This is a genomic window from Sphingopyxis sp. EU05-FHT14B03 (assembly GCF_058790875.1).
The window spans coordinates 1123721-1148117 of the sequence record NZ_JBYTDC010000001.1; the positions used below are offsets into that span (position 1 = coordinate 1123721).

General features: G+C 65.3%; 19 protein-coding genes. 7 read left to right on the plus strand and 12 right to left on the minus strand.

Features of this window, described 5'->3' with window-relative positions; genetic code table 11:
• Positions 1-62: 62 nt before the first annotated feature.
• Together AC3WS4_RS05505 and AC3WS4_RS05510 are read left to right on the plus strand one after the other, a co-directional pair.
• Positions 63-1316 (plus strand): FAS1-like dehydratase domain-containing protein, encoded by a 1254-nt coding sequence (locus AC3WS4_RS05505; RefSeq protein ID WP_492735893.1) that lies wholly within the window; start codon positions 63-65, stop codon positions 1314-1316.
• Between the two features lie 43 nt (positions 1317-1359).
• The gene (locus tag AC3WS4_RS05510) at positions 1360-2142 is read left to right on the plus strand and encodes an enoyl-CoA hydratase/isomerase family protein (protein WP_492742655.1); all 783 of its coding nucleotides are present in this window, start codon (positions 1360-1362) and stop codon (positions 2140-2142) included.
• A 12-nt stretch (positions 2143-2154) separates the two neighbouring features.
• Here AC3WS4_RS05510 and AC3WS4_RS05515 read toward each other — a convergent pair whose 3' ends face one another.
• From AC3WS4_RS05515 to AC3WS4_RS05535, 5 genes are all read right to left on the minus strand, one after another.
• A complete protein-coding gene (locus AC3WS4_RS05515) occupies positions 2155-4371 on the minus strand; it encodes a sulfatase-like hydrolase/transferase (protein ID WP_492742656.1) in 2217 nt (738 codons plus the stop codon).
• A gap of 198 nt (positions 4372-4569) precedes the next feature.
• A complete protein-coding gene (locus tag AC3WS4_RS05520; RefSeq protein ID WP_492735888.1) occupies positions 4570-7107 on the minus strand; it encodes a TonB-dependent receptor in 2538 nt (845 codons plus the stop codon).
• A 240-nt stretch (positions 7108-7347) separates the two neighbouring features.
• Positions 7348-8568 carry an MFS transporter gene (locus tag AC3WS4_RS05525; protein WP_492735886.1) on the minus strand — a complete coding sequence of 407 codons (1221 nt, stop codon included), beginning with the start codon at positions 8566-8568 and terminating at the stop codon, positions 7348-7350.
• Positions 8568-9548, minus strand: a complete 981-nt coding sequence (locus AC3WS4_RS05530) for an SDR family NAD(P)-dependent oxidoreductase (RefSeq protein WP_492735884.1) — start codon at positions 9546-9548, stop codon at positions 8568-8570. The genes AC3WS4_RS05525 and AC3WS4_RS05530 overlap by 1 nt, the downstream gene beginning before the upstream one ends.
• Positions 9549-9638: 90 nt before the next feature.
• Positions 9639-12041, minus strand: a complete 2403-nt coding sequence (locus tag AC3WS4_RS05535; RefSeq protein ID WP_492735882.1) for a TonB-dependent receptor — start codon at positions 12039-12041, stop codon at positions 9639-9641.
• A gap of 365 nt (positions 12042-12406) precedes the next feature.
• On the opposite strand from AC3WS4_RS05535, the gene AC3WS4_RS05540 reads away from it, so the two are divergent.
• The 3 genes from AC3WS4_RS05540 to AC3WS4_RS05550 all read left to right on the plus strand — a co-directional run bounded on the left by AC3WS4_RS05540 (position 12407) and on the right by AC3WS4_RS05550 (position 14479).
• Positions 12407-12979 (plus strand): carboxymuconolactone decarboxylase family protein, encoded by a 573-nt coding sequence (locus AC3WS4_RS05540; RefSeq protein WP_492735880.1) that lies wholly within the window; start codon positions 12407-12409, stop codon positions 12977-12979.
• Positions 12976-13803, plus strand: coding sequence for an enoyl-CoA hydratase/isomerase family protein (locus AC3WS4_RS05545; RefSeq protein WP_492735879.1), 828 nt, complete (start codon positions 12976-12978; stop codon positions 13801-13803). The genes AC3WS4_RS05540 and AC3WS4_RS05545 overlap by 4 nt, the downstream gene beginning before the upstream one ends.
• A 121-nt stretch (positions 13804-13924) precedes the next feature.
• Positions 13925-14479, plus strand: coding sequence for a TetR/AcrR family transcriptional regulator (locus AC3WS4_RS05550; protein ID WP_492735877.1), 555 nt, complete (start codon positions 13925-13927; stop codon positions 14477-14479).
• 15 nt (positions 14480-14494) lie between these two features.
• On the opposite strand, the gene AC3WS4_RS05555 is transcribed toward AC3WS4_RS05550, so the two are convergent.
• The 7 genes from AC3WS4_RS05555 to AC3WS4_RS05585 form a co-directional block, all read right to left on the minus strand.
• Positions 14495-15277 carry a tyrosine-protein phosphatase gene (locus tag AC3WS4_RS05555; protein ID WP_492735875.1) on the minus strand — a complete coding sequence of 261 codons (783 nt, stop codon included), beginning with the start codon at positions 15275-15277 and terminating at the stop codon, positions 14495-14497.
• Between the two features lie 5 nt (positions 15278-15282).
• Positions 15283-16353 carry a phosphotransferase gene (locus AC3WS4_RS05560; protein WP_492735873.1) on the minus strand — a complete coding sequence of 357 codons (1071 nt, stop codon included), beginning with the start codon at positions 16351-16353 and terminating at the stop codon, positions 15283-15285.
• Between the two features lie 84 nt (positions 16354-16437).
• Positions 16438-17247 carry an acyl-CoA thioesterase gene (locus AC3WS4_RS05565; protein ID WP_492735871.1) on the minus strand — a complete coding sequence of 270 codons (810 nt, stop codon included), beginning with the start codon at positions 17245-17247 and terminating at the stop codon, positions 16438-16440.
• A 4-nt stretch (positions 17248-17251) separates the two neighbouring features.
• A complete protein-coding gene (locus AC3WS4_RS05570; RefSeq protein ID WP_492735870.1) occupies positions 17252-18490 on the minus strand; it encodes a hypothetical protein in 1239 nt (412 codons plus the stop codon).
• On the minus strand, positions 18487-19683 hold the full coding sequence (locus AC3WS4_RS05575) for a sulfotransferase family protein (protein ID WP_492735868.1): 1197 nt from the start codon (positions 19681-19683) through the stop codon (positions 18487-18489). The genes AC3WS4_RS05570 and AC3WS4_RS05575 overlap by 4 nt, the downstream gene beginning before the upstream one ends.
• Positions 19680-20501 (minus strand): SDR family NAD(P)-dependent oxidoreductase, encoded by an 822-nt coding sequence (locus AC3WS4_RS05580; protein ID WP_187139097.1) that lies wholly within the window; start codon positions 20499-20501, stop codon positions 19680-19682. The genes AC3WS4_RS05575 and AC3WS4_RS05580 overlap by 4 nt, the downstream gene beginning before the upstream one ends.
• 43 nt (positions 20502-20544) lie before the next feature.
• Complete coding sequence (locus AC3WS4_RS05585) at positions 20545-22152, minus strand: class I adenylate-forming enzyme family protein (RefSeq protein ID WP_492735865.1); 1608 nt, start codon at positions 22150-22152, stop codon at positions 20545-20547.
• A gap of 142 nt (positions 22153-22294) precedes the next feature.
• Here AC3WS4_RS05585 and AC3WS4_RS05590 point away from each other — a divergent pair, with 142 nt between their 5' ends.
• Both AC3WS4_RS05590 and AC3WS4_RS05595 read left to right on the plus strand, forming a co-directional pair.
• Positions 22295-23011 carry a 2-oxo acid dehydrogenase subunit E2 gene (locus AC3WS4_RS05590; RefSeq protein WP_492735863.1) on the plus strand — a complete coding sequence of 239 codons (717 nt, stop codon included), beginning with the start codon at positions 22295-22297 and terminating at the stop codon, positions 23009-23011.
• On the plus strand, positions 23008-23778 hold the full coding sequence (locus AC3WS4_RS05595) for an enoyl-CoA hydratase/isomerase family protein (RefSeq protein ID WP_492735861.1): 771 nt from the start codon (positions 23008-23010) through the stop codon (positions 23776-23778). The genes AC3WS4_RS05590 and AC3WS4_RS05595 overlap by 4 nt, the downstream gene beginning before the upstream one ends.
• Positions 23779-24397: the final 619 nt, after the last annotated feature.

The window sequence follows — 24397 nt, forward strand, 5'->3', positions numbered from 1 at the left end:
ATTCGACTTGCCGACATCTGCATGGATTTGGGGACAGACAATAGAGGCGGAGCGAGAGGCAAATGGCTGAAACCCAGAAAAAGGACGTGCCGGATAACTATGGCATCCTGACCGACGAAGGCATCGACAAGCTGCGTCAGCGGGTCGGCATCCAGGTCAACAAGCCGACCCCGCCGCACAATTATGAAGTGACATGGGACGGCACCCGTCACTTCGCGGTGGGTTATGGCGACGACAATCCGCTGTGGTGCGACAAGAATTATGGCGACAAGACCCGCTGGGGCGGCCTGATCGCGCCGCCGAACTTCCTCTACACGATGGGCGTCTCGGACGCGCCGCCGATCACCCCCGAGGTGAAGGCGATGATGAAGGGCGATCCGCTCGCCGGCCTCGGCTCGTATCAGGCGCAGATGGAATTCGAATGGTGGCGTCCGCTGCGGCTGGGCGACCAGCTCAAGCAGCGTTTCGCGCTGATCGGCGTCCAGGTGAACGACAAGAGCGGCTTTGCCGGCCGCACCGTGTCCGAAGTGAACGGCTATATCTATCGCAACCAGGACGATGAATTGCACGCGATCCAGCGCGGCACCTGGATCCGCGCCGAGCGCCACGCATCGAAGGAAAAGAAGAAGGAATATGACCTTCCGACCCCCTACACCGACGCGCAGCTCGCCGAGATCGACGCCTGCTACGCCGCCGAAAAACTGCGCGGCGCCGAGACGCGCTATTGGGAAGATGTGATCGAGGGCGAGGACATGCAGACGATCGTCCGCGGTCCGCTGCGCACCAGCGACCTTGTCGTCTGGCACGTCGGCTGGGGCATGCAGTTGACCCCGCCGGGCGCGTTTCGCCAGAGCTGGAAAATCCGCGCCAAGGTGCCGGGGCTTTACACCCCGAACGAACTCAATGTCCCCGACACGGTCCAGCGCCTGCACTGGGAAAAGGCATGGGCCAATGAACTCGGCATCCCCATTCCCTATGATTATGGCGGGCTGCGCGAGACCTTCCTGACCAACACCGTCACCAACTGGATGGGCGACGACGGCTGGCTGTGGAAGCTGTCGTGCCAGCACCGAAAGTTCGTCTACACCGGCGACACCTATTGGATCAAAGGCAAGGTCCGCAAGAAGGTGCAGGACGCAGGCCGCAACGAGGTGCATCTCGACATCTGGGTCGAGAACCAGCACGGCACCGTCGTCTCGCCGGGCAGCGCCGTCGTCCTCCTGCCGACCCGCGACGCGCCGGTCGAGCTGCCGAAACCGGCGAAGGAGAATATCGACGAGATGTACGCTTATGAAGTCGAGCGGCTGAAGCAATAATCCCGGCGTTGACCGCGGCGCCGGCGCGCGCCGCGGTCCAGACATGGACCGCAGGATGACATACGACCATATCCGGTACGAAAAGCGTGGGGCCGTCGCGGTCATCACCTATGACAAGCAGGAGCGGCGCAACGCGTGGAGCCCGCCGCTCTATCGCGAAACCGAGCGCGCGATAGAGACCGCCAACGCCGACGATGCGATCGGTGCGATCGTCCTGACCCACGAAGGGCCGATCTTCTGCGCGGGGACCGATTTCAAGGCGGGGCCCGAGGTCGATCCCGACACCGGCAAGAAGCTCAACATCGCGCAGATCTGCATGATGCAGGACACCGGCTGGATCCACCTGCTCGCGCGCTCGAAGCCGATGATCGGCGCGGTGCATGGCGCGGCGATCGGGCTGGGCGTCACCCAGTTGCTGCCGATGGACATCCGCATCGGCGGCGAAAGTTCGACCTGGAGCTTTCCTTTCCTCTCGCTCGGCTACATGCCCGAACTCGGCTGTACGGCGCTGTTGCCGCGGCTGGTCGGTTATGGCCGCGCGCTCGACATCTGCCTGACCTCGCAAAAACTGACCGCGCAGGAGGCGAAGGATATCGGCCTGATCACGCGCGTCGTTCCCGACGAACAGCTTCTGGACGAAGCCATCAAGGTCGGCGAAACGCTCGCCGCCGCGCCGCGCCTTCAGATGCGGCTGACGCGCGAATTGTTCCAGAAAAACGCGCTCGAACCCGACACCAACGCCTATCTCCGGCGCGAGACCGACGCCTTCATCGAGATGCTGCGCGCGATCAAGAAAGCGCGCGACGCGGACACCGCCAAAGGCTGAACCGTTCCGCCGTCAGCGGAGCAGGACGGTCACATCCCGAAGCCCCGCGTCGAAACGGAACGGGACGCGGTAATCCTCGGTAACCGGCGTGCCGGTATCGACCCCGACATCGAAGGTTTCCGACAAGGGCAGCAGGAGGCGCATCGTCGACGCGATGCGGACCGACCGCGACGGGGCACCATCGACCGACAGGCGCGCGACGCCGCCCTTGCCGATGCCGCCGCCATCATAGTCGAAATCGAGCCGGATCTGGTGCCGACCGGCGGCAAGCGGACGGTCCCAGTCCAGCGCCGTTCGCTCGATCCCCAGCTTGTTATAGACAAAGCGCGGCACGCCATCGCGGACGAACAGGGCGTAACCCCCGAACCGCCCGCCCTGCGTTACCAGCATGCCATCGCCCCCACCCGCCGCGACATCGACCGTCGCGACCAACGAAAAGGACCGGTTGCGAATGTCGGGCGCGATCGCGTTCGGAATACGTTTCACGCCGGCCGGGTAGGAAAAGCTGGTCCGGCCCTTGTTGAGGTCGGGTGCGGGCAGGCCGCGCGGCGACCGCGCAATGGGCAGCGCATTGTTCCGCTTCGCCTCGCGGAAGAACAGCCTTTGCATCGCCGCCAGCTTTGCGGGGTTTTGCCCGGCGAGGTTCTTCGACTGGCTGAAATCGGAAGCGAGGTCGTATAATTCCCACGTTCGCTCGCCAAAGGGCGCCGTCTTGATGCCCGTGAACTGCCACGGCATCGCAACCGGCGTGGTGTTGGCAAGCCAGCCGTCGGCATAAATGGCGGCGTCGCTGGACAGTTCGAAAAACTGGATCTTGCGCGCCGACGGCGCCCCCGCATCGCGCGCGGCGTAAAGCATGCTGACGCCATCGAACGCCAGCTGGTTCACGCCGTCGACCCTTGCCGGCGCCTTGATTTGGGCGGCCTCGAGAATTGTCGGGACGATATCGACGAGATGGTGGAATTGCGTCCGCACCTCGCCATGCGCGTCGGGTGCGCCGCGCGGCCAGGACAGAACCATCGCGTTGCGCGTCGCTCCGAGATGCGAGGCGACGCGTTTGAAATAGGGAAAGGGCGTCGACATCGCATGCGCCCAACCGACCGGGAAATGGCCATAGGTCATCGGACCGCCGAGCCGGTCGATATTCGCCAGCGCGACCGGAAAGTCCTCCGCACCCTGCTCGTTCAGCCCGGCCAGTTCGTTGAACAGGCCGTTCTCGCCGCCCTCGGCGCTCGATCCATTGTCACCCTGAACGAAGATGACCAGCGTGTTGTCGAGTTCCCCGCTGCGTTCGATCTCGTCGAGGATGCGGCCGATCTGGTTGTCGGCATAGCCAAGCGCCCCGGCATAGGCCTCCATCATTCGCGCATAGAGGCGCCGCTTTTCCGGGGTCAGCGTATCCCACGCCGCGATCTCCCTGGGGCGCGGGGTCAGGCGGGTACCCGCCGGGACGGTGCCCATGGCGATTTGCCGCTCCAGAATCTGCGCGCGCAACGCGTCCCAGCCCATGTCGAACTGGCCGCGAAAGCGGTCGATCCAGTCGCTCGGCGCCTGATGCGGCGAATGGGCGGTGCCCGGGGCATAATAAAGGAAGAAGGGCTTGCCGGGCTGCACCGCATTCTGTTCGCGCAGCCAGTGCACGCCCCGGTCGGCCAGATCCTTGTCGAGAACATAGCCGGGGTCGTCGGCGGGCGGCTCGATCGCTTCGGTGCCGCGGTAAAGTTGCGGCGCGAACTGGTCGGTGTCGCCGTCGAGGAAACCATAGAAATATTCGAACCCAAGGCCCGTCGGCCAGCGGTCGAACGGCCCGTTGGGACCCGTTTCCCATTTCGGCGTGATATGGGCCTTGCCGATCATCGCGGTGCTATAGCCATTGTCGCGGAGCAGACGCGCGATCGTCGCGGCGCTGTGCGGCAGGATGCTGGTATAGGCGGGGTGCGAGCTGGCGCTGTTGGTGACGCCGCTCATGCCGACCCGCGATGGGTTGCGACCGGTCAGCAAGGCGGCGCGGCTCGCCGAACAGATCGCCGAGGTGTGAAAGCGATTGAAGCGCAAACCGCGCGCCGCGAGGCGGTCGAGGGTCGGGGTCGGGATCGGCCCGCCAAAGGTCGACGACGCCGCGAACCCCACATCGTCGGTCAGGATCACCAGGATATTGGGCGCCTGTTTGGCGGCAACGGGCGATTGCGGCCACGCCAGCAGATCGGCGGCCGCCTGCGCGCCGGCCATCGCGGGAACACAGAGGAGCGCGCAAGCTGTCAGGAAAAGCATCGAGGGAGAAGGCCGGATCATCACAGCGCCTTTTTTTCGGGACCAGAAGGATTGGACGCATCGGCCGTCGAAACCACGGCGGCCAGACGGCAAAGCCGCCTGGCCGCAATCCTGTCCCATGGCCTCGGGCGCCGCATGACGGCGGCGCCGCGCCGGTCAATCGGCGTCGGCGCCGAACCGGTATTTCATCGACAGGCCCCACATCCGCGGCGCGGCATAGATGTTGCCGAGGATGCCGAGCGACGAATTCTGCATCAGATTGTTCGTGCCGATGCGATAAACTTCCTTGGTCACATTGGTGACGAACAGCCCGAGGTCGATCGGCTGGCCACCGACATTCTTCCAGTTCAGGTTGAGGTCGAGGGTCGTGAACGGTTTTTCGATCGATTGCGGGTTCAACACGCTCGTGTCCGAATAGGACACGCTCGACTGATGATAGAGGACAGCGCCGAAGCTGACCTGCCCGAGCTTGTCATCGAGCGGCAGCGTATAATCGAGCGTCAGCGAATATTGCGTCTTCGGCACCGAGTTGAAGCGGTTGTCCGAACAGAAGCCGACCGTCGTCGTTTGCGTCGGATCGCAGGGATTGCCGACGACGATCGGTGCCAGCTTGTCGAATTTCGCGTCGGTATAGGCAAAGGTGCCGCCGAGGGTCAGCCCCTGGACGGGGATCAGCGTGACTTCCGCTTCGATGCCCTTGATCCGCGCGTCATTGACATTCTGGACCGACGACACGGGTACCGGACCGGGAAGCACGACGTTCTTCTGAATGTCCTTGTACCGGTCGGTATAGGCCGCAAGATTGGTCCGCAGGAACACGTCGTTGAAGCGGAAATCCGCTTTGACGCCGACTTCGAACGAGATGTCCGTCTCGGGCTGATAGGCGGGATCGACGCCCGGAGGGGCGGTCCCGTTCACGCCGCCGGGACGATAGCCCTTGCTGACCTTGCCATAGAACATCTGGCCGCCATCGGTCTTGTAGGTCGCGCCCGCCGACCAGGTCGTCGCGTTGAACTTGCCGTCGCGCACGATGCAGTTGCCCGGACCGCTGGCGTAGAGCACAGAGCCGGCGCCATAGCTGACGCACTGGCCGTGCGGGATCGGCGCGAAGGTCGCGGCGACCACCTGGTTCGCGATGGCGGGGGGGAGGTTGCCGCCAAAGGGGCCGGTCAGGAAATTGAACAGCGCCGCCTGCCCGCCGTCCATCGGGCTGAGATAGGTGTTCTGTTCCGAGTGGATCGTGTCGCGCGTGTAGCGGAGGCCGCCGTTGACGCTGAAATTGTCGGTGATGTCATATTCCAGCGACCCATAGACCGCGCGCGACTTGGTCGTGATGTTGTTGACGCCCACGCGGTTCAGGATCGCGACGTTGATCGTCGCATTTTCCGCCGGGCCGGCCGGTCGCTGCTCGTCGAAATAGGCGCCGAGCGAGAAGTTCAGGCGATTGTCGAAGGCCTGTCCCGAAATCCTCAGTTCCTCGCTATACTGTTCCTGGTTGGTGAACAGCAGGCCGCCGGGACAGGCCGAATGACAGGTCAGCACCGCCGCGCCGTTGCTCGCCGCGAAGTTCGATGCCTCGTCCTCGCGTTCGCGGACATAGCCAAAGACATTCTTGATCTGGATATTGTCGGACAGATCGGCGGTCGTGGTGTTGACGATGTAGAGGTTCTTGCGCTCGCTATAGGTCGGGTCGACCTGCGAAATCTGCCGGATGCCGCGCGCGTTCTGCGCCGCGAGCTGCGATTGCAGCGAGGCGATATAGGCCGGCGCGCTCAGCGGCGTGAGGCCGGCGCGGAACGGCACGACGCTGCCGTTGGGGTCGATCCCATAGGCGCCCGAGAACAGGAAGGAGAATTGCCCGATCGCGGGGGCGAGACCCGACGCCGCCGGATTGAACCCCGCGAAAACCACCGCCGTGCCATTGTCGTGGGTGCGCTGGTACGACACGATCGTGGTGTTTTCCAATCCCTCGACCGGACGCAGGGTCAGGCCGCCGCGGAAGGATTCATATTTGACATCGTCGAGCTTCTGGCCGTTCGCGACATTGGTCGTGAACCCGGACCGGCGCGCGGTTTCGAACGCGACACGCGCCAGCACCTTGTCCTCGACGATCGGCACGTTGATCGCGCCGTTGAAGGTGCGCAGACCATAGCTGCCGAGCTTTCCGGTCAGATATCCGCCAAAATCCTCCTTCGGCGTCTGCGGCGTGACCATGACGTTGCCGCCATCGGTGACGCGCCCGAAGTTGACGCCCTGCGGTCCGCGCAGCACCTGGACGTTCTGAAGGTCGAAAAACTGCCCCTGGGTCAGGCGGGCGATGGGGACTTCGTTGAAATAGGTGATGACCGCCGGGAACACGGTGCCGAACGAGAAGCCCTGGCCGCGGATCGTGTAGGTCAGGTTGTTGCGGTCGGATACCGATGCGGTGACGTTCAGGCCCGGCGTAACCTGGACAAGATCGACGGGATTGAACGTCCCCTTGGCCTCCAGCGTTTCGGGCGTCAGCACGGTCACGGCGACCGGGACATCCTGAAGACGCTCTTCCTGCCGGCGTGCGGTGACGACGATGTCGTTCAGCCCGATATTGTCGGTCGCTTCCGCCGCCGCGGGAGCCTCACCCTGATAGGCGAAGGCCGGCTGGACAAGCATCACGCTGGCGGTGCCGGCGAACAGAATCGATTTCCAGTTTTGCATGGGGTTGACCCCTCCCGTTGCGGGCTCTGCGGCCCATCCTCATTGAGTCTCCTGTTTCGGAGCTTCCGGGAAGCCTAGCGCCCGCCGATGCCATGTCAATATCGTATATATAATTCGGTGAATTGATATGAATATTCCACCGAAACGGCGGATTATCGTCCCCGATGACGGGCGAAACCCCCGCAAATATCGCAGCTTCGCCACCGGCCCTCGGATTCTCCGGCCGCCGCATCGCCGCGTCTACGATGTTTCGCGTTCGAGTTCCGGCGGGCGGCCCAGCGATACCACCAGCGCCACGGCAAGCGCCACGCCCGCGATGAGCGCGATCAGCACGCCGTCATAACTTCCCGCCGCATCGAACACCTTGCCGGCGCCCCAGGACGATGTGCCGACCGCGAAGCCATAGGTGCTGATCAGGATCGCAAAGACGAGGCCATAGCGGCGCAGGCCGAAATAGCGGCTCGACATATAGGCAACGACATCGACCTCGCTGCCCATCGCGACGCCGATCAACAGCGCGAGCGCGACCGCGCTGCCATAGTCGAGCGGAATGGCGAGCAGCCACAGACAGGCAAAGGCCGGCAGGCTGAACGCGCAGGCCGCCACCAGCCGCGTCGGCAGGATATCGAACAACAGGCCGGTGCCGAGGCGCCCGGCGATCATCGCCGGACCGATGAACAGCGCCACTGTCGCCGCCTCGTCGCGGCTGAGTCCGGCGTCGGCCAGCATCGGCTGAAGATGGACAATGAACGTGCCGACACAGGAGGCGACGAAGAGGAAGGCGAAGAGCAGGCGCCAGAGGATCGTCGAGCCGACGACTTCGCGCCAGTCGGCCTTTGGCCTCGACGGTGCGGCCGACATCGGCGGCATCTCCGCCGATCGGCTGCGCGGCAGGAACAGCCAGCAGGGGATGAACATCAGGACGAAGGCACAGGCTGCAATCGCCGGATAGACGCCGGCAATTCCGAAATGGCGTTCGAGCGCAAGAACGATCGTCGGGATGATGCTGACGAGGATGCCGGCCCCCGCCAGCGAGGTTGCCAGCGCCAGCCCGCGCCTTTTGGTGAAATTCTCGACGATCAGCTTGGTGAAGACGATCGAACTCGCGGCAAAACCGAGCAGGCTGAACAGGACATAGCCCGCGTACCAGGTCCAGATCGGCCCGCCCACGAACCCGAGCAGCGCCGTGCCGACCGCCCAGCCGGCGATGCCCGGCAAGGCGATGCTGCGCGAGCTGTAGCGGTCGACGAGCATGCCGAGAAAGATGTTGGTGAACGGGTGAACGACGCTGGAAATCGTCAGCGCAAAGGCGATGTCGCCGCGGCTCCAGCCATAGGCGTCGCCAAGCGGCTTGACCATCGCGCCGACCACATGAAAATGTACGCCGACAATCGCGATCGCCATCGTCGCGGCGAACAATATGCCCAGGCTGCGGAACGACCCCGAGTGGCGCGACGCCATCAAATTTTCTCCATTTCACCATAAAGCCGGTCGAGGGCGGCGCGGACGATATCGCCTTCGTCGAGGCCGTTTTGCGGCTCGTGCCAGGTCGCCGTGTCGGCGATCGCGGCGGCATGGGCGGCGATATCGTCGGCGCTGGCGCAATCGGCGCGGGCGCCGGCCCACCCCTCCCCGCGCCCGCTGAACACCCGCGCATAATGGCCGCGCAGCACCGAATAGGTCTGGCCGGTCACATCGCACGCGTCGCTCGCCAGCCATGTGACCAGCGCCGCAACATGGTCGGGCGCGCTTCGATCGGCATAGGCGTTGCCGCGCGCGAGGATCGCGGCGATGAAATCCTTGTCGACGCGCTCTTCGCCCGGCGCTCCCATGCGGCTGCCGCTGGCGTTGGGCATGACGCAGTTGATGCGGATCGCCGGCGGCGCTTCCTGCACGAGCACCCGCATCAGGCCGATCACGCCAGCCTTTGCGGCGCCATAATTGGCGCGATAGGGATTGCCGAACACGCCCGATTGCGACGAGGTGAAGATGATCCGGCCAAAGCCCTGCCGCTTCATCAGCCGGTAGGCCGGCTGGGTGACGTAGAAACTGCCTTTCAGATGGACGGCGAGCACCGCCTCGATATCCTCTTCGGTCAGGTCTTCGAACAGCGCGTTGCGCTGGTTTCCGGCATTGTTGATGACGATGTCGATCCGGCCGAAATGATCGAGCGCCGCCTGGGTGATCGCCGCGCCGCCGGCCTGGGTCGCGACGGTGTCGGCATTGGCGACGGCGCGTCCGCCCCGTGCCCGGATATCGGCCGCGACATCTTCGGCAAGCGCGGCAGCCGGGTTTTCACCGCGGGTGTCGCCGCCCAGGTCGTTGACGACGACCGCCGCGCCGCGTTCGGCCAGCGCACGGGCATAGGCCCGGCCAAGCCCCCCGCCGGCACCGGTGACGATCGCCACCCGGCCGCCAAGGTCGATCCTTTCACCGCTCATCCCGGCAACGGCGCGGGAGGCAGCGGACGAACCGCTGCCTCCCGGCTTATGAGGGGATGCGCCATCGACGCCATTACCCTTCGTCCGCGATCATTCTCCGCCGAACTTGTAGGTCAGCCGCACGCCATAGGTGCGCGGCATGCCGGGCGAATAGCCGGTGACGCCGAGGCTGTTCTCGATCGCGAGCAGGCGCGCGAAATATTTCTTCTGCGTGAGGTTCTGGCCATAGATCGCCACTTCAAGCTTCGGATTCTCGAACCGGTACGCGATCTGGCCGTTCAGCAGGCCATAGGCCGGGATTTTGGCCGTGTCCTTGAACTGCTCCTGATAGCCGGGGCCGATCAGCGGGCCGGTCGTATATTGCTTGCTGCGCCAGCTGTAGTCGGCGCGCAGGTTCAACTCGCCCGCGCTCATCGGCACGGTGTAGTCGGCATAGACCGAATAGGAGCTCTTCGGCGCGAAGGAATAGGGCGTGTCGGTGACGTCCTGAAACACCGTCAGCGACAGCGGGATCGTGAAATCCTTGAACTTCGGATCGAGGAAGGTCGCGGACACGCCGAGTTGCAGGTCGTCGACCGGCTGCACGGTCAATTCGGTCTCGATACCGCGGATCCGCGCCGTCGCCGCATTGACGATCGAGTTCGAGAGCACGCCGTTGACGATCGCCGGAACCGTCCGCTGGATGTCGTCATAATTGGTCTGGAAGATCGCTGTGTTCAACCGCAAGCGGCGGTCGAGCAGGTCGAGCTTGAAGCCGAATTCATAGTCGACGACCGTTTCGGGATTGAACACCAGCGGCGTCGTCCCGGTCGCGCGCGGGTTGAACCCGCCGGCCCGGCTGGCCTTGCTGGTCTTGAGGTAGAGGAACACATTGTCGTTGGGGCGCCAGTCGAAACCGGCGGTGTAGGACCAATAGTCGAAGGTCGCCTTGGTGAACTTCTCGCACGGCGCGCCGGGATCGACGATGAGGCTGCACACGAAGGTGCCGTTGGGGATACCGGTGACGGGATCGGTATTCTCCTGGCGGTTGCGGCTCAGGATCGATCGCTTGTCCTCGGTGTAGCGCAACCCGCCGGTGAAGCGCAGTTCGGGGGTGATGTTGAAGTTGAACTGGCCGAAACCGGCGTAGCTTTTGTTGGCGATGTCGCCGTCGTTATAGCCCAGACGGCGCGTCCCCAGCGGGAAGGCCGAGAAGCTTTTCGACAGGTCGGTGCCCCGCTCGGTGAAATAGAAGGCGCCGAGGATCAGTTGCAGGCGATCGTCGAACGCCTGCGTCGACAGCTGCAGTTCCTGCGAGAATTGCGACTGGTCGATGATGTTGCCGTCGCCGGGGCGCAGCCCGCCGGTCAGCACATAGGGCGTCCCGTCATTGTCGGAGAGCGATTCGGTGTCGACCCCGCGCCACGCGGTAATCGATTTCAGCGCGGTCGAGCTGCTGATCTCATATTCGGTGGTCACCCCGACGCCCCAGGATGTGGCCTTGCTGAACGGGATCATGCTGAGCGCGACGTCGTAGAAATTGTCCTTGCCCTGAACGCTGACCGCATAATTTCCATAGGAATCGCCGGCGACCGGTCCCTTGACCGGGCAAAGCGGGTTCGGGGTGGCGCCCGAGCAGGCGGCGAGAACCGCCTGCGCCGTGCCGTTCTGGTTCGCGCCGGTCGTCGGGTTGCGGTTGTAGCTCTTGAGGCCGGTGATCTGGCCCTGGCCGTTGCGGTTGGTATAGTCGCCGACCACGGTCACCGTCAGCCCGGTGCCTTCGGGCGCGATCAGCAGGGTGCCGCGCAGAAAGTCTACATTGTCGCCGCCGAGCGGCGTGTCGAAGCTGAGGTTGCGGCCATAGCCGTCGCTCTGGACATGCTGGCCGACCAGCCGCACCGCGATCTCGTCGCCCTGGATCGGCAGGTTCAGGACGCCAGTGGTTTCCCAGGTGTCGTAATTGCCATAGCGCACGCGCACACTGCCGCCGAAATCGCCGGTGGGCTTGTTCGAAATGATGCTGACCGCGCCGCCGGTGGTGTTGCGACCGAACAAGGTCCCCTGCGCACCGCGCAGCACTTCGACCCGCTCGACATCGACGAAGTTGAACAGCGCGCCCGACGAACGGGCGATATAGACGCCGTCGAAATATTGGCCGACCGCCTGGTCGAGCGCGAGCAGCGCGTCCGAGGACGACTGACCGCGGATGCCGATGAAGGCCGAGGCCGGCTGGCCGGTCGACGGCTGCACGACGATGCCGGGCACCAGGTTCGGCAGCGATTCGATGCCGTTGACCTGCGCCTTGTCGAGCGTGTCGCCGGTCGGGACGGTGACCGCAACCGGGGTCGATTGCAGGCTTTCCGAGGTCTTTCGCGCGGTGACGACGATATCCTCGATACCGACGCTGTCGTTCGCGGAACGATCGGTTTCGGCCTGTGCGAACGCCGGCGCGGATGCCAGCACCGTGGCGCCCAACATGACCCCCGACAACAGCGACTGCTTGAAATTCCTCATCGTCTTCCTCCCACTATCCTGATTTTTTGTGATATTTCTGACACCGCGCCGCTCGCCGCGGCCCCGATGACGCGTGCGCCCGGCAAATGGGGCCACCCGTCCGGCTACCCCGTCCCTTTATCCGGTATGAAATCGCGCCGAACGACCCTTTCCCTCTCCGCAAAGCGGCTTTCTGCCGTCTTAGTTGTATATATGATTATATTAATGAACCTGATTAGCGAGTCAACACACTTCGCGCAAATCCGGTGCGGCGACAGCGCCGGCGGCCCCGACGCCTCCGACGAATAATCATATACCTAAGTTATTTGATACTTGCATCCGCCATCGATCCCAGCCAACCTTTTTCCCGGAAGAGGAGATAGAGGATGAACCGCATTCCCCCGGTCGCGGTCGACGACCTGACGCCGCAGCAGCGCGATACCTATGACAACAAACCCGGCGGCAAGTTGAACCTCAGCCGCGTGCTAGCCCATGCCGTGACGATCCAGCCCGGAATCGGGCTCGCCGTTCAGGGGATGATGACGGGCATCGAGGTGCCGCCGCTCGAGCGCCAGATTTGTGTGCTCGCGGTCCTCCACCTCGACCGCGGCGCCTATGAATGGGCACAGCATCTCGAGGTATCGAAGGCGATGGGCATCGCCGACGCCAAGGTCGCGGCGATCGCCGACGACCGCTTTGGCGACCCAATATTCGACGATCGCGAGAAAGCACTGCTCGCCTTCACGCGCCAGGTGGTGAAGACGGTGCGCGTCGACGATTTCGTCTTCGCCGCCGTCGCGGCCTTTTATTCGCCGCGCCAGATCGTCGAACTGATCCATGTGATCGGCATCTATATGCTGTTCGTTCGCGTGTCCGAGGTCGCGGAGCTCGAGATCGACGGGATCGTCGGCGGGGAATTCTGGCGCAAGGCGAACCAGCAGGCGGGACTCGTCGCATGACCGCGGCGCAAGCAAATGAGACGATCGACTACGCCTTTGTCCGGCTGTCGTTCGAAGGACCTCTCGCGATCGTCACGCTCAACGATCCCGATCGCCTGAACGCGATGGGCGACGACATGGCGCAGTCGCTGGCGGCCGCGCTGGCCGAAATCGCCAAGCCGCGGCGGCGCTGCCGCGCCGTCCTGCTGACGGGCGAGGGCCGCGCCTTTTGCGCCGGTTACAACCTGATGGTCAACCGCAAGGCGCTCGCCGAGGGTAAAGCCATGATCACCCCGCTCGGCGGCGCCGAAACGCTCTATCATCCGATGCTGCGCCGGCTGCACGCGCTGCCGATCCCGCTCATTGCCGGGGTCAACGGGCTGGCGATCGGGATCGGTCTGGGATTGGCGATGGCCGCCGATTATGTCGTGATGGCCGACGATGCCTGGGTCCAGACGCCGTTCAAGAATCTGGCGTCCGCGCCCGATTCGGGCCTCACCTGGCTGTTGCCGCGCGCGATCGGCGTGCCGCGCGCGAAGCGCATGCTGATGAACGCCGAACGGGTCGATGCCGCCACCGCCCGCGAATGGGGGCTGGTCGCGGAAACCGTCGAGACCGCGCAGCTCCGCGCCCGCGCGCTCGAAATCGCGCGAGGGTTCGCCAATGACGCCACCATCGCGCTCGGCGAGATCAAGACGCTGATCGGCGAAGGCCTGCGACAGGACATCCACAGCAGCTTCGAAGGCGAAGCGAAGGCGGTCGGGCGCACGGCCAGAACCAGGGACAATCTGGCCGCGGTCAAGGTCTTTGCCTCCGGCGAGAAACCCGTCTTCACGGGCGAATAGCCGGCGCATTCGCCATCGGAGCAACCGCCATCACCGCGATGACATTTTGACGAAAAGCGTCATTGCGTTAGTGTCACATTGACTCTAGCCCAGGCCCCTAGGGCCGAAAAAAGGGGGCAGGATGGCATCGGAGGCAAAGATCGATCGGACGGTGGTCGCCGCCGCCGAACTGTTCATGCGGCACGGTTTCGCGCGGACGACGATGGGCGACATCGCCCGCGCCGCCGACATGTCGCGCCCCGCGCTCTATCTGCTGTTTCCGGGCAAGGAAGAGGTTTTCGAGGCGGCCGTCGTCCACCTCAACCGGCTGCGACTGGCCGAGATCCATGAGCGGCTGGGCGACGCCGCCACGCTGAGCGATCGCCTCTTCACCGCCTGCGACCTGTGGCTGGTTCAGGTCTTCGACCTGCAGCGCACGACGCCCGACGCCCGCGACATGGACGATCTTTCGATTCCGGTGGTGCGCCGCGTCTATGCCGAGTTGGAGGCGCTGATCGCGCGCCTGATCGCCGGGAGCGCAGCGGAAATGCCGCCCGCCGACATCGCCGAACTGGCGCGCGGGCTGGTCTTTTCGGTGCGGGGGCTGGGCGCCGTCGCGGCGGATGTCGACGATCTGCGCACGATGACGCGCCGGCAGGTCGACCTCCTGTGCCGCGCGATCGGGCACGGCGGCTGATCGACGACGCCCGCCTCAGGGTTCGAGCAACCGATCCCTGAGCGCGGCCAACGCCGCTTCGTCCAGACCATGTTCGGCGCGCAGATAGGCCTCGGGCGACCCGTATTTCTCGGCGAGCGCGGCGAAGGTCGCGTCGATATAGTCGGGGGCCGAACGCATCATCGTCCGCCATACCTCCGGATCGACCGCGAGCAGATAAGCGAAGGGACCATCGGGGTCGACATGGAACAAGGGGCTGCCGGGGTCCTGAAACGTCTCGGTCAGCGCATAGTCGGCACGCGCGCTCTCGATCGGCACACCGAGCGCGGTAAGCAGGATGGCGCAAGCCACGCCCGTGCGGTCCTTGCCGGCGGTGCAATTGATCAGCAGCGGGGTCCGCTGGTCGCGCAACAGGTCGAACATCGCCCCGATGCCGCCGCGCTGTTCGTCGGCGATCAGGCGATAGCTTTGCAGCATCCGGGCCCTCATGTCTTCGGGTCCGGTCGCGGGATCGCGCAGCATCGCGACGAGATCGCCCCGGCTGAGATCATAATCGCGCGTCCAGTAGCGCAGGCCGCCGACCAGTTCGGCCGGCCAGGGATGGCCGGCGCGTTCCTCGGTCGTGCGCAGGTCGATGATCGCCCCCAGCCCCAGCGCCGCGACCTGCGCGATCCCCTTTTCGGTCAGCCCCGCCGGATGCCCGCCGCGCAGCAGCATGCCGCGGCGCACGGTGCGGCCGTCGGCGGCGCGATAGCCGCCAAGATCGCGCAGGTTGCGCGATCCCGCAATGTCGAGCAACCGGACCGCTGCCTCGTCCATCGGCGTCAGACGCCGAGCGCGCCGAAGGTGTCGAGATCGGCGACGGCGGCGCCGAAACAATCGCCCTCCGCCGTGACGATTTCGATCGGCTGCATTTCCAGCGGCGTGAACGGCCACATGAAACCGTGCATCGCATGGCGGCGATAGGCCTCCCACGCGTCCGCGCGGCTCGGCGGCGTCACCACGCCGTGCGTTTTCAGCGCTTCGAGATAGCCGGCGAGCAAGTCCTTTTCCGCCGACCGGCGGTCCGCGACCGTCAGATTGCCGATGATCGAATAGGCGACATCGTGCATATACGGCCCCTCCTGCCACGCCTGCCAGTCGAGAAATCCCGGCCGGCCGTCGGTTTCGAAGAACATGTTCCCGAGATGCGCGTCGCCGTGCGAGAAGCATTGCGGGATTTCCACCGACCGCTTCCACTGCATCCGCAGCCCCGCCTTGATCCGGTCGCGGTCGCGATAGGGTCCGACATAGGCGGCGCAGCGGCGGTGGTTCATGCACGCGTCGAAATATTCGGGCTCGAGCATCATCATCACCACCCGGTCGGCCGCCTGCCAGACGGTCGAGAAGTTGCGCAACGTCTTGAGCTCGGGCGACTGCCACCAGCGCGCGTGCATCCGCGCCAGCAGTTCGAGCGTCTGCGCCTGCTGGTCGATCGTGATCGGCCGCCGCGCGTCGCCGAAGCTGACGTTGCGCGCCGACAGATCCTCCATCAGCACCAGCCCCTGCACATCGTCGTGCCAGCCCGACCAATAGGCGCGCGGGATGTGGATATTCATCTCCGGAGCCCAGCTCGCGAAGAATTTCGCCTCGTTAACGAAGGAATCGTCGAAGGTATAGGCGTGGCGGATGAAACCGCCCTTCAGCCACATCGTCGGCGGCAGGCGGTGGGCGTGTCCGGCGGCATTGTAGGACAGCAGCAGGCGGACCTTGGTCGCGGTGCCCGCGATGACCGTGCCGATATGGGCCTCGGTCACGATCGTGCCGGGGAAGCGCTCGGCCAGGATCGACGTGAGCCATTGAGCGGTGATGTCCTCGATCCGCAGCGGCAGGTGGCTGGTGGGGACTTCGGTCATGCACGTTCCTCTCTCGGTCGAATCCATCGAAAGCTTATTTAGTATACTGTTTTGTGCTTTGGCAAGCCTTCTCGCTTTGGCGGGTCAGCCGCGCAGCCGCATCGTCTGCCCGGCGACCGCAAGCAGGACGCCGTCCTCGGAAAAGAGCCGTGTCGCGACATGCGCGATGCCGTTTTCACCCCCGTCGACATGCATCGCCGCGAGCACCCATTCGCCGACCGGCGGCGCGACGAAGCGGATGGCATTGTCGAGGCTGCTGCCTCTCGTCGTCGGTCCGAGCGCGTCATCGAGGGCCAGAAAGGCACAGTCGGCCACGACCGCCAGCAATCTGCGGTCGAGCGGCGCGCCGCAGCGCGCGCGAATCCAGCAGGCGAGGTCGACGCCGCCGGGGCCGCTCCAATCGGCCCGATCGGGGATGGCGCCGCTCGCCAGCCGGAATTCGAGCAAGGCGTTGAGGTTTGTCGACAAGCGCCGCGCCATCGACCGGCCCGGACACGCGTCCGGCGGCGGTACGACGGGCATCGCTGCGTCGCGATGCGCGATCGCGGCATCCTGTCCGCCGCATGCGCCCTGGACGTGAAGAAAGGCGGGCTGACCGCATCGTCCCGTCACCCGGCACTGGCGCACCACGCGCCCGTCGGCGACGATTTCGGCATCGAAAGAAAGTGTATCGCCCGGCCGCGCCCAGGTCAGGAACTGCGCCGAGGCGAAGAGCGCGGGCCGCCCCGTTCGCCGCTCCATCGCCTCGATGGCGGCCGCGAGCGCTATGCCACCGAACAGGAACTGATGCGCGGGCGGTCCGACGCACAGGGGTTCGGGAACCTGGGCGAGGAACATGCCGTCATCATCCGCACCCGCGGCGAGCGCGAGCAGGGCCGCGGGCTTGCCGGTCATAGCCTCAGCCGATCCGGCGGCCATAGGCGGCAAGCCGCGCCGCAAGCTGGGCGGCGCGCTCGCCCTGATCGACCCAGCATGTGTCGGCGGGCAGGTCGCCCTTCAACCGGTCGATCGTCGTCCTGTGCAGGCTGGAAAAGAGCGGCGGACCGTCGGCGGGCATATGCTGCCACCGGAGGATCGAGAAGACCTGCGACTGGCCGCCGGTATCGAGCCAGTTGTGGACCCCGGGGTCGCGCCGCGCGATGACGAGGCGAATCCGCCCGTCGCCATCGACCGCCGACTGCGCGGCGGTCAGGCTCGACTGGATGCGGTGATAGTCGCGCGAGCGATAAAGCCATTCGGTCAATTGCACCGCGGCATAGGATGCCCCCGCCGGATCATATTCGAGGATCGCGGCGTCGTCGGGACCGAGCTTATAGCTGCCGTTCGAAATGCCCTGCGTCACCAGCCCGCCACCGGCACCGCGAAACGTCTGCGCCGGGGTGATGCTGTTGGGCGTCAGGCCGCTCCACACATTCTGGAACCAAAAATAGAGATAGAGGTCGTTCAGCGCGTTCGCGGTCGCGCGCGTGACCATGTCATCGATCGAAATCGGATCTGCCCGCGCGTCGCCCAATCGCTCGATCGCGAGGTCGAGCGGCGTCTCGTGCGCCCAGTCCATCATCGAATCGCGGACGAACAGGAATTTGACGCCGGGGCGGGTGGCCAGGTGATTGCCCCTCCCCTCGCCCGCGCCATCGTCGATCAGCAATTCGAAACGTCCGTCGGCATCGAAGTGCATGTCATGGTCTTCGACCGTCTGCACCGTCTGCGACGTGCCGTAATTGGCGGTCAGCGTGAACGATATATTGGCCGCCTTGCGGTCGAGGATGCGGCCGGTCACCCGGTAGCGCGTGCCATGTTCGATCCCCGCGAGCCGATAACAATTGTCGGGATTGTCGCCGCCGGTGCGCGCGCCGGGCACATCATGGCCGTGCCACGAATAGGCCGGCATGAAGTCGCGCACGAACCGCGGATGCTGGGCGTCCGATGCCGCCGCCTTGAACAGCCAATTGTTCAGATATTCCTTGGCGAAATCCCCGAGCAACGGCCGCGCTTCGGCGGGGATGCGGTCGCCATAGCCGCGCCCGAACAGCGCCTCGATCTGCGCCAGCGTCGCGGCGATCCGCGGATCGCCCAGCATCGCCCGCACATCGGCTTCGGCCGCGAACTGGCCCGGATTGGCGATGGGATTGGTCATTGCCGTCTCTCCCGCTGGATGGAGAAGCGTTCGATATAGGGCGCGAAGGCGCTTTCGATCGCCGCTTCGTCGAGGCCGTAATCGGCCAACCCATATTGGCGGCTCGGCGCCGAACCATGGTTATCGGTCTCGAGATGCCGGGCCATCGCGCCGCGCGCCGCGGTGGTGAGCGGAATGTCGAGGTCGTCATAGACGCGCGCGACGGTTTCGAGCGGGTCGGTGACGAGATCGGTGAACAGCACGTCGCTGACGTACGCGGCGGCTCCCTCGCAGCCGCGCCAGGCGGCATAGTCGTCGACCGCGACCTGCCAGGCGGCGAGCTGCTGCGCGCCGATCGCCAGCGGATCGACCGCCGCGTCAGAAAAAAGCGAGCGCAGCTTGCAAAAGAGGCTGGCGATCGACGGGATGACCTTGCCCGGATCGCGGTGGTTCACATAGAGACGCGCATCGGGAAAGGCGATCAGCAGTTCGCGCCAGCTGAAGAGGTGGCCCGGTCCTTTCAGCGCCCAGCGCCGGCGCGGACGATCGACCTGCAGATATTGCATCAGCGCCGTCTGCCAGGCGAAGGCGCCCGGCATCTTGTCGGCGATCGCCGCCTGATAGGCGGGGACATTCCAGTAGACCCCATAAAGGCTGCCGAGATTGCCTTCCTGCAGGAAGATACATTCCTCGGGCAAGGCCGCGCCGAAGGGGTGGATCGCGGTCACATCGGGCGCCGTCATCCCCTGAAACGCCAGGATTTGCGCATAAAGCGCCTCGCGGTCCGCGGCGTCGGCGAGCGGCGACGGGATCGCCGCTTCCCACGCCGCGACACCGCGATTGCCGGGGTCCTGCGCCATCAGCCCGTGCAGGAAGGTCGTGCCGGCGCGCGGCATTCCCGATCCGATCAGCGGCGCGACGATCCGCTGCGCATCGGCGCCGGTTGCCGCCTTGCGCGCGTCGAGATAACGGAGCCGCGAGACGAGCATGGTGATCAGCCGGCTGTGGGTGCGGTCGCGCCCGGTCGCGGTGAGCGTCGCCCCGGCTTCGATCGCGTCGCACAAGATTGCGAGATCGTGGCGGAAGCGCGCTTCGTCCCAGCGCTTGCCGCCCCAGTCGGACAGCCCGGTTCGCTGTTCGGCCTCGGTGAGCAGCGTCTCGGCGGCGATCGGTCCCGCATAGGGCACGAGCGCCGACGCGAAGGCTGCGCTCACAGCCCGGTCACCCGCTCATAGGCCGCCAGCGGCCCCGTCTGCGTCACGCCGCCGTCGACCGGCAGGGTGACGCCGGTGACGAACCGGCTCTCAGGCCCGGCCAGGAACAGCGCCGCCTGCGCGATATCCCAGGCATCGCCTTCGACCCCGAGTGGGGCGATCGCGCTGCGCACCCGGCGGCGCTCGCCCACAAGATGCGCCTCGACCATCGGGGTGACGATATGCCCCGGCGCCACGCAATTGGCGCGGATGCCGTCGCGGCCGTACATCACCGCGAGCTCGGCGGTCAGCTGGATCACCGCCGCCTTGCTGGGTCCATAGGCGGCATTGCCATGCGCGCGGATGCCGGCGACCGACGAGATATTGACGATGGCCTTGCCCCGCCCTTCCAGCAGCGCGGGAATCGCGTGGCGGCACATGTTGAAGATCGTGCCGAGATTGACCGACATGACGCGGTCGATATCGGCCACCGCGACCTCGTGAAGCGGTCCCGAGCCGGCGCCGACCCCGATATTGTTCACCAGAATGTCGAGACCGCCGAGCCAGGCGAGGCTTTCGGCGGTCATCCGCGTCGCCTCGGCCGGATCGGCGACATTGCCCGCGACCACGATGCCGTCGCCGCCAAGGTCGCGGACCAGATCGAGCGTCGCCTGCGCGCGCTCGGCCTCGAGGTCGAGCAGCGCGACGCGCGCGCCCTCGGCCGCGAACAGCGCCGCGATCGCCTTCCCGGTGCCGACCCCCTCCCCTTGCGTCCCGGCGCCGGTGACGATCGCGCGCCAGCCGTCCAGCCGGTTGTGAAATTGGGTGGGCCGGGGCATCGGATTTCCTTTCTGTCGAGCGCCGCCGGGGCGCAGCGCAGCGTCAATCGGCGACGACGATCTCGCGCAATTTGGGTTTCACCACCTTGCCCATCGCATTGCGCGGGAACTGGTCGAGAAAGCGCCATTGGTCGGGCACTTTGTAGCGGGTCAGCTTGTCGCGGCAGAGCGCGACCAGTTCGGCCTCCAGCGCCGCCATGTCGGTATCGGGCCGCGCCGCCACGATGCAGGCGACGGTCAGCATGCCCATCCTAAGGTCGGGTTTGCCGACCACTGCGCAGTCGGCAACGCCATCATGGGTGTGGAGGATACGTTCGACCTCGGCGGGATAGACGTTCGATCCGCCGCGCAGGATCAGTTCCGAACTGCGGTCGGCGATGCTCAGCCAGCCGTCGGCGTCGAGGCTGCCATGATCGCCCGAATGGACGACCCCGCCGCGCAGCAGCGCCGCGGTCTTTTCGGACTCGCGCCAATAGCCGAGCGGCGGGGTATAGACATTCGCCCAAGGGCCGGTGCGGACCGGTCCGAAACACACCTCGCCCACCGTGCCGGTCGGCAGCGGTTCGCCCTCGGCATCGCGGATCGTGATCTCGAAATGCGGCAGTGCGCGCCCGCTCGCTCCCTCGGGCGCGACGGCGTCGAACGACTGGGCGACGACGGTCGGCGCTTCGGTCAGGCCATAGGAGGTCGAGACATCATAGCCATGGCGGCGAAAGAAGGATTCGCGGATCGCCTGCGGCAGCGGCGCGCCGCCAGATGACATGCGGAAGCCGTCGGGAAGGTCGAGATCGGTCTGCAGCAGGTCATAGATCATCGTCGGGACGAAGGCGATCTGCCCGATCCGCTGTTCGCCGATCCACGCGATCAGGGGTTCGATCTTGATCGACGGCGCAAAGAGAAACGGCCGGCAGGCGAGGAAAGCCGATACCGGGCCGAGGATCATGACGTTGGTGATCGTCAGCGGCAGCGCCGATCCGCGCCGCGCCTCGGGTGACATCAGCCCGTGCGCGAACCCCGCGGCGGGGACGGTGATCATATTGTGCTGGCTGTGGACGACGCCCTTGGGCACCCCGGTCGTGCCGCTGGTGTACATGATCGCGGCGGGCGCGAAGGGGTCGATCTCCGGCCGCGGTGCGGTCGCCTGGGCGGCGTCGGCCAGCGCGGCGTGCCAGCCACCGTCGCGGTCCTCGGCATCGAGGATCCAGGCGTGGGCAAGTTCGGGCAGGTCTGGGCGCAGCGCGTCGACCTGCGCCGCGATACTGCTGTCGGCGAGCAGCAGCGTCGTCCCGCTATGTGCCAGAATATAGCGCTTGTCGTCCGCCGGCAGGATGCGGTTGATCCCGACCCAGACGGCGCCGAGCCGCATCGCGGCGAAGAAGGCGATGACGAGCGCATTCTCGTTGCCGAGCGACGCCGCGACACGGTCGCCGGCGCGGATTCCGGCGGCGTCGAACAGCGCGGCGGCAGCCGTGACCGCCTGTGCCAGCGTGCGAAAATCATAGGCGCGCTGGCTGTCGACCAGTGCCTCGTCGTCGGGGCATTGCGCCGCCGCGCGTTCGATCAGGCCGGCGACGTCACGCGGCGCACCGGGGGGATCGATTCGAACCGGGGGCGCCTGAAGCCCGAGCGCCGCATATTCCTCTTCCGTCATAATCCTCGCCATCGCAGCGTATCTCTCTTGCTTTAAGGTCTATATGATTATGATATATATGTGCAAGGCCTGAGTCCGCTTCCGCGCGTCGCGGATGGATTCGGAGCCCCCGTCACGCCGTGATGCCAGCGAGAGGAAAAGAATGACACCGACTTCGCCCGAGGACCAACATGCCGCGTTCGGCGCCGTCGAAACGGTGCCGATGAGCGGTTTCCAGAAAGTGGTGGCGCGCCGCCTGACCCAGAGCTGGACCCAGATTCCGCATGTCACGCATCACGACGATATCGACGTGACCGCGCTCGACGCGCATCGCAAGGCCCTGGGACCCGACGTCCGGATTTCACCGCTGATCTTCCTCGCCAAGGCGCTGGCGTGCGCGCTGGCGGCCTTTCCCAATTTCAACGCGTCGCTTTCGGACGACGGCAAGACGCTCGTCCTCAAGCGATATTTCCACATCGGGATCGCGGTCGATGGCCCGCTCGGCCTGCTGGTGCCGGTGCTGCGCGATGTCGACAGCAAGGATGTCGCGACGCTCGCCGCCGAGCTTGCGGCGCTCAGCGCGCAGGCACGCGACAAGGGCTTGCCGATGACCGCCATGTCGGGGGGGTGCATGACGATCACCTCGCTCGGCGGGATCGGCGGCACGGGCTTCACCCCGATCATCAACCAGCCCGAGGTCGCGATTCTCGCGGTCACGCCGTCGCGGATGCAGCCCGTTTGGGACGGCACCGCCTTTCAACCGCGCCTGATGATGCCGCTGTCGCTGAGTTACGACCACCGCGTCATCAACGGCGCCGACGCCGCCCGCTTCGTCCGCGCGATCGGGCAATCCTTGGCCGAACCGGAGGCTTTGACATGACGAACGAGACAGCGGCCGACACTCTGGTGCTGCGCGAGGACGCCGACGGCGTCGCGACGCTGACCCTCAATCGGCCCGAAAAAAAGAATGCGATCAATCGCGAATTGTTCAAGGCACTGCGGGCGCATCTGCTCGCGCTGCAGGAGGACGCCGACATCGGCCTGATCATACTGCGCGGCGCCGGCGCCGATTTCTGCGCGGGGCACGACCTGTCGGAAAAGCCCCACGCCGACGCGCTCGGCTGGCTGCGACGCGAGGTTCAGACGCTCGAACTGCTCACCCGCCTGCGCCAGCCGGTGATCGCCGCGGTGCAGGGCAACTGCTTCACCGGCGGACTCGAAATGGCGCTGTCGGCCGATTTCATCGTCTGCGATGACAGCGCGCGCTTCGCCGATACGCACGGCAAATGGGGGCTCGTCCCCGGCTGGGGCATGTCGCAGCGGCTGCCGCGGCGCGTCGGTCACGCCAAGGCGCTGGAAATGATGCTGACCTGCCGCCCCTATGGCGCCGACGAGGCGGTGGCGATGGGGCTCGTCAACCAGTGCGTCGCCGCGGGGCAGTTGGCGGGCGCAGTCGCCGAACTGGCGCGGACCATCCTCGCCAACAGCTGGCACAGCAATGCCGAGAACAAGCGGCTGATCTATAACACCGACGGCATGCGGCTGGCCGAAGGCTTGGACCATGAAATCATGCGCAACGCCGGCTTCGACCGCGACGCCGCGGCGCGGCGCGCAAGCTTTCACAACCGACCGCGGGACGGGGCGTAAATAGGGCGACTATATCTTTTGCAAACCCACGGAACGAATGTCGGCTTTGGGGTGGAAAGCGGATTGTCTGGTATTGAGTGCAGCAGATCGACGGTGAGACGTTCTCGCGCGACTATTGCGCTTGGCCGTGACAAAACGATTTAATGACATCATCTTTTTTAATGGGCGCCTCGCTCAAAGATCGAGCCATTGCCGGAGCAATCATTTTCATCCCGTTGGCCGCTCTGGCTTTTTTAGCGGGTATATTTATGCGTCCGGAGCCGATTGACCAGCGGGCGGTATGGGGATGCTACGTGGCGGTCGGTGCGCCTGCACTGCGTATCGAAGGAAGTAGAGTATATATTCTCGACGGGACGCACCGTTCGATGACCTATGTCGCTGCGCATGACAAAGGATATCACTTGACGGTGCAACCGCCCCTTCTGCTCAGTCCGTCCACAGATGGTAGCTACGGCTTCGTGAGCGGTCGGGGCACAAGTTACTTCTGGTCACTGCTAGCAGAAGGTTCAGACGATCAGCGGGGAGTTAACTCTCCCCACGATTTCGACGGAAGAATTGGACTCGTAACAGCGGATTCAAAAACCGTGGTCTACGTCCGCTCTGGAAGCAACAAAGGCTG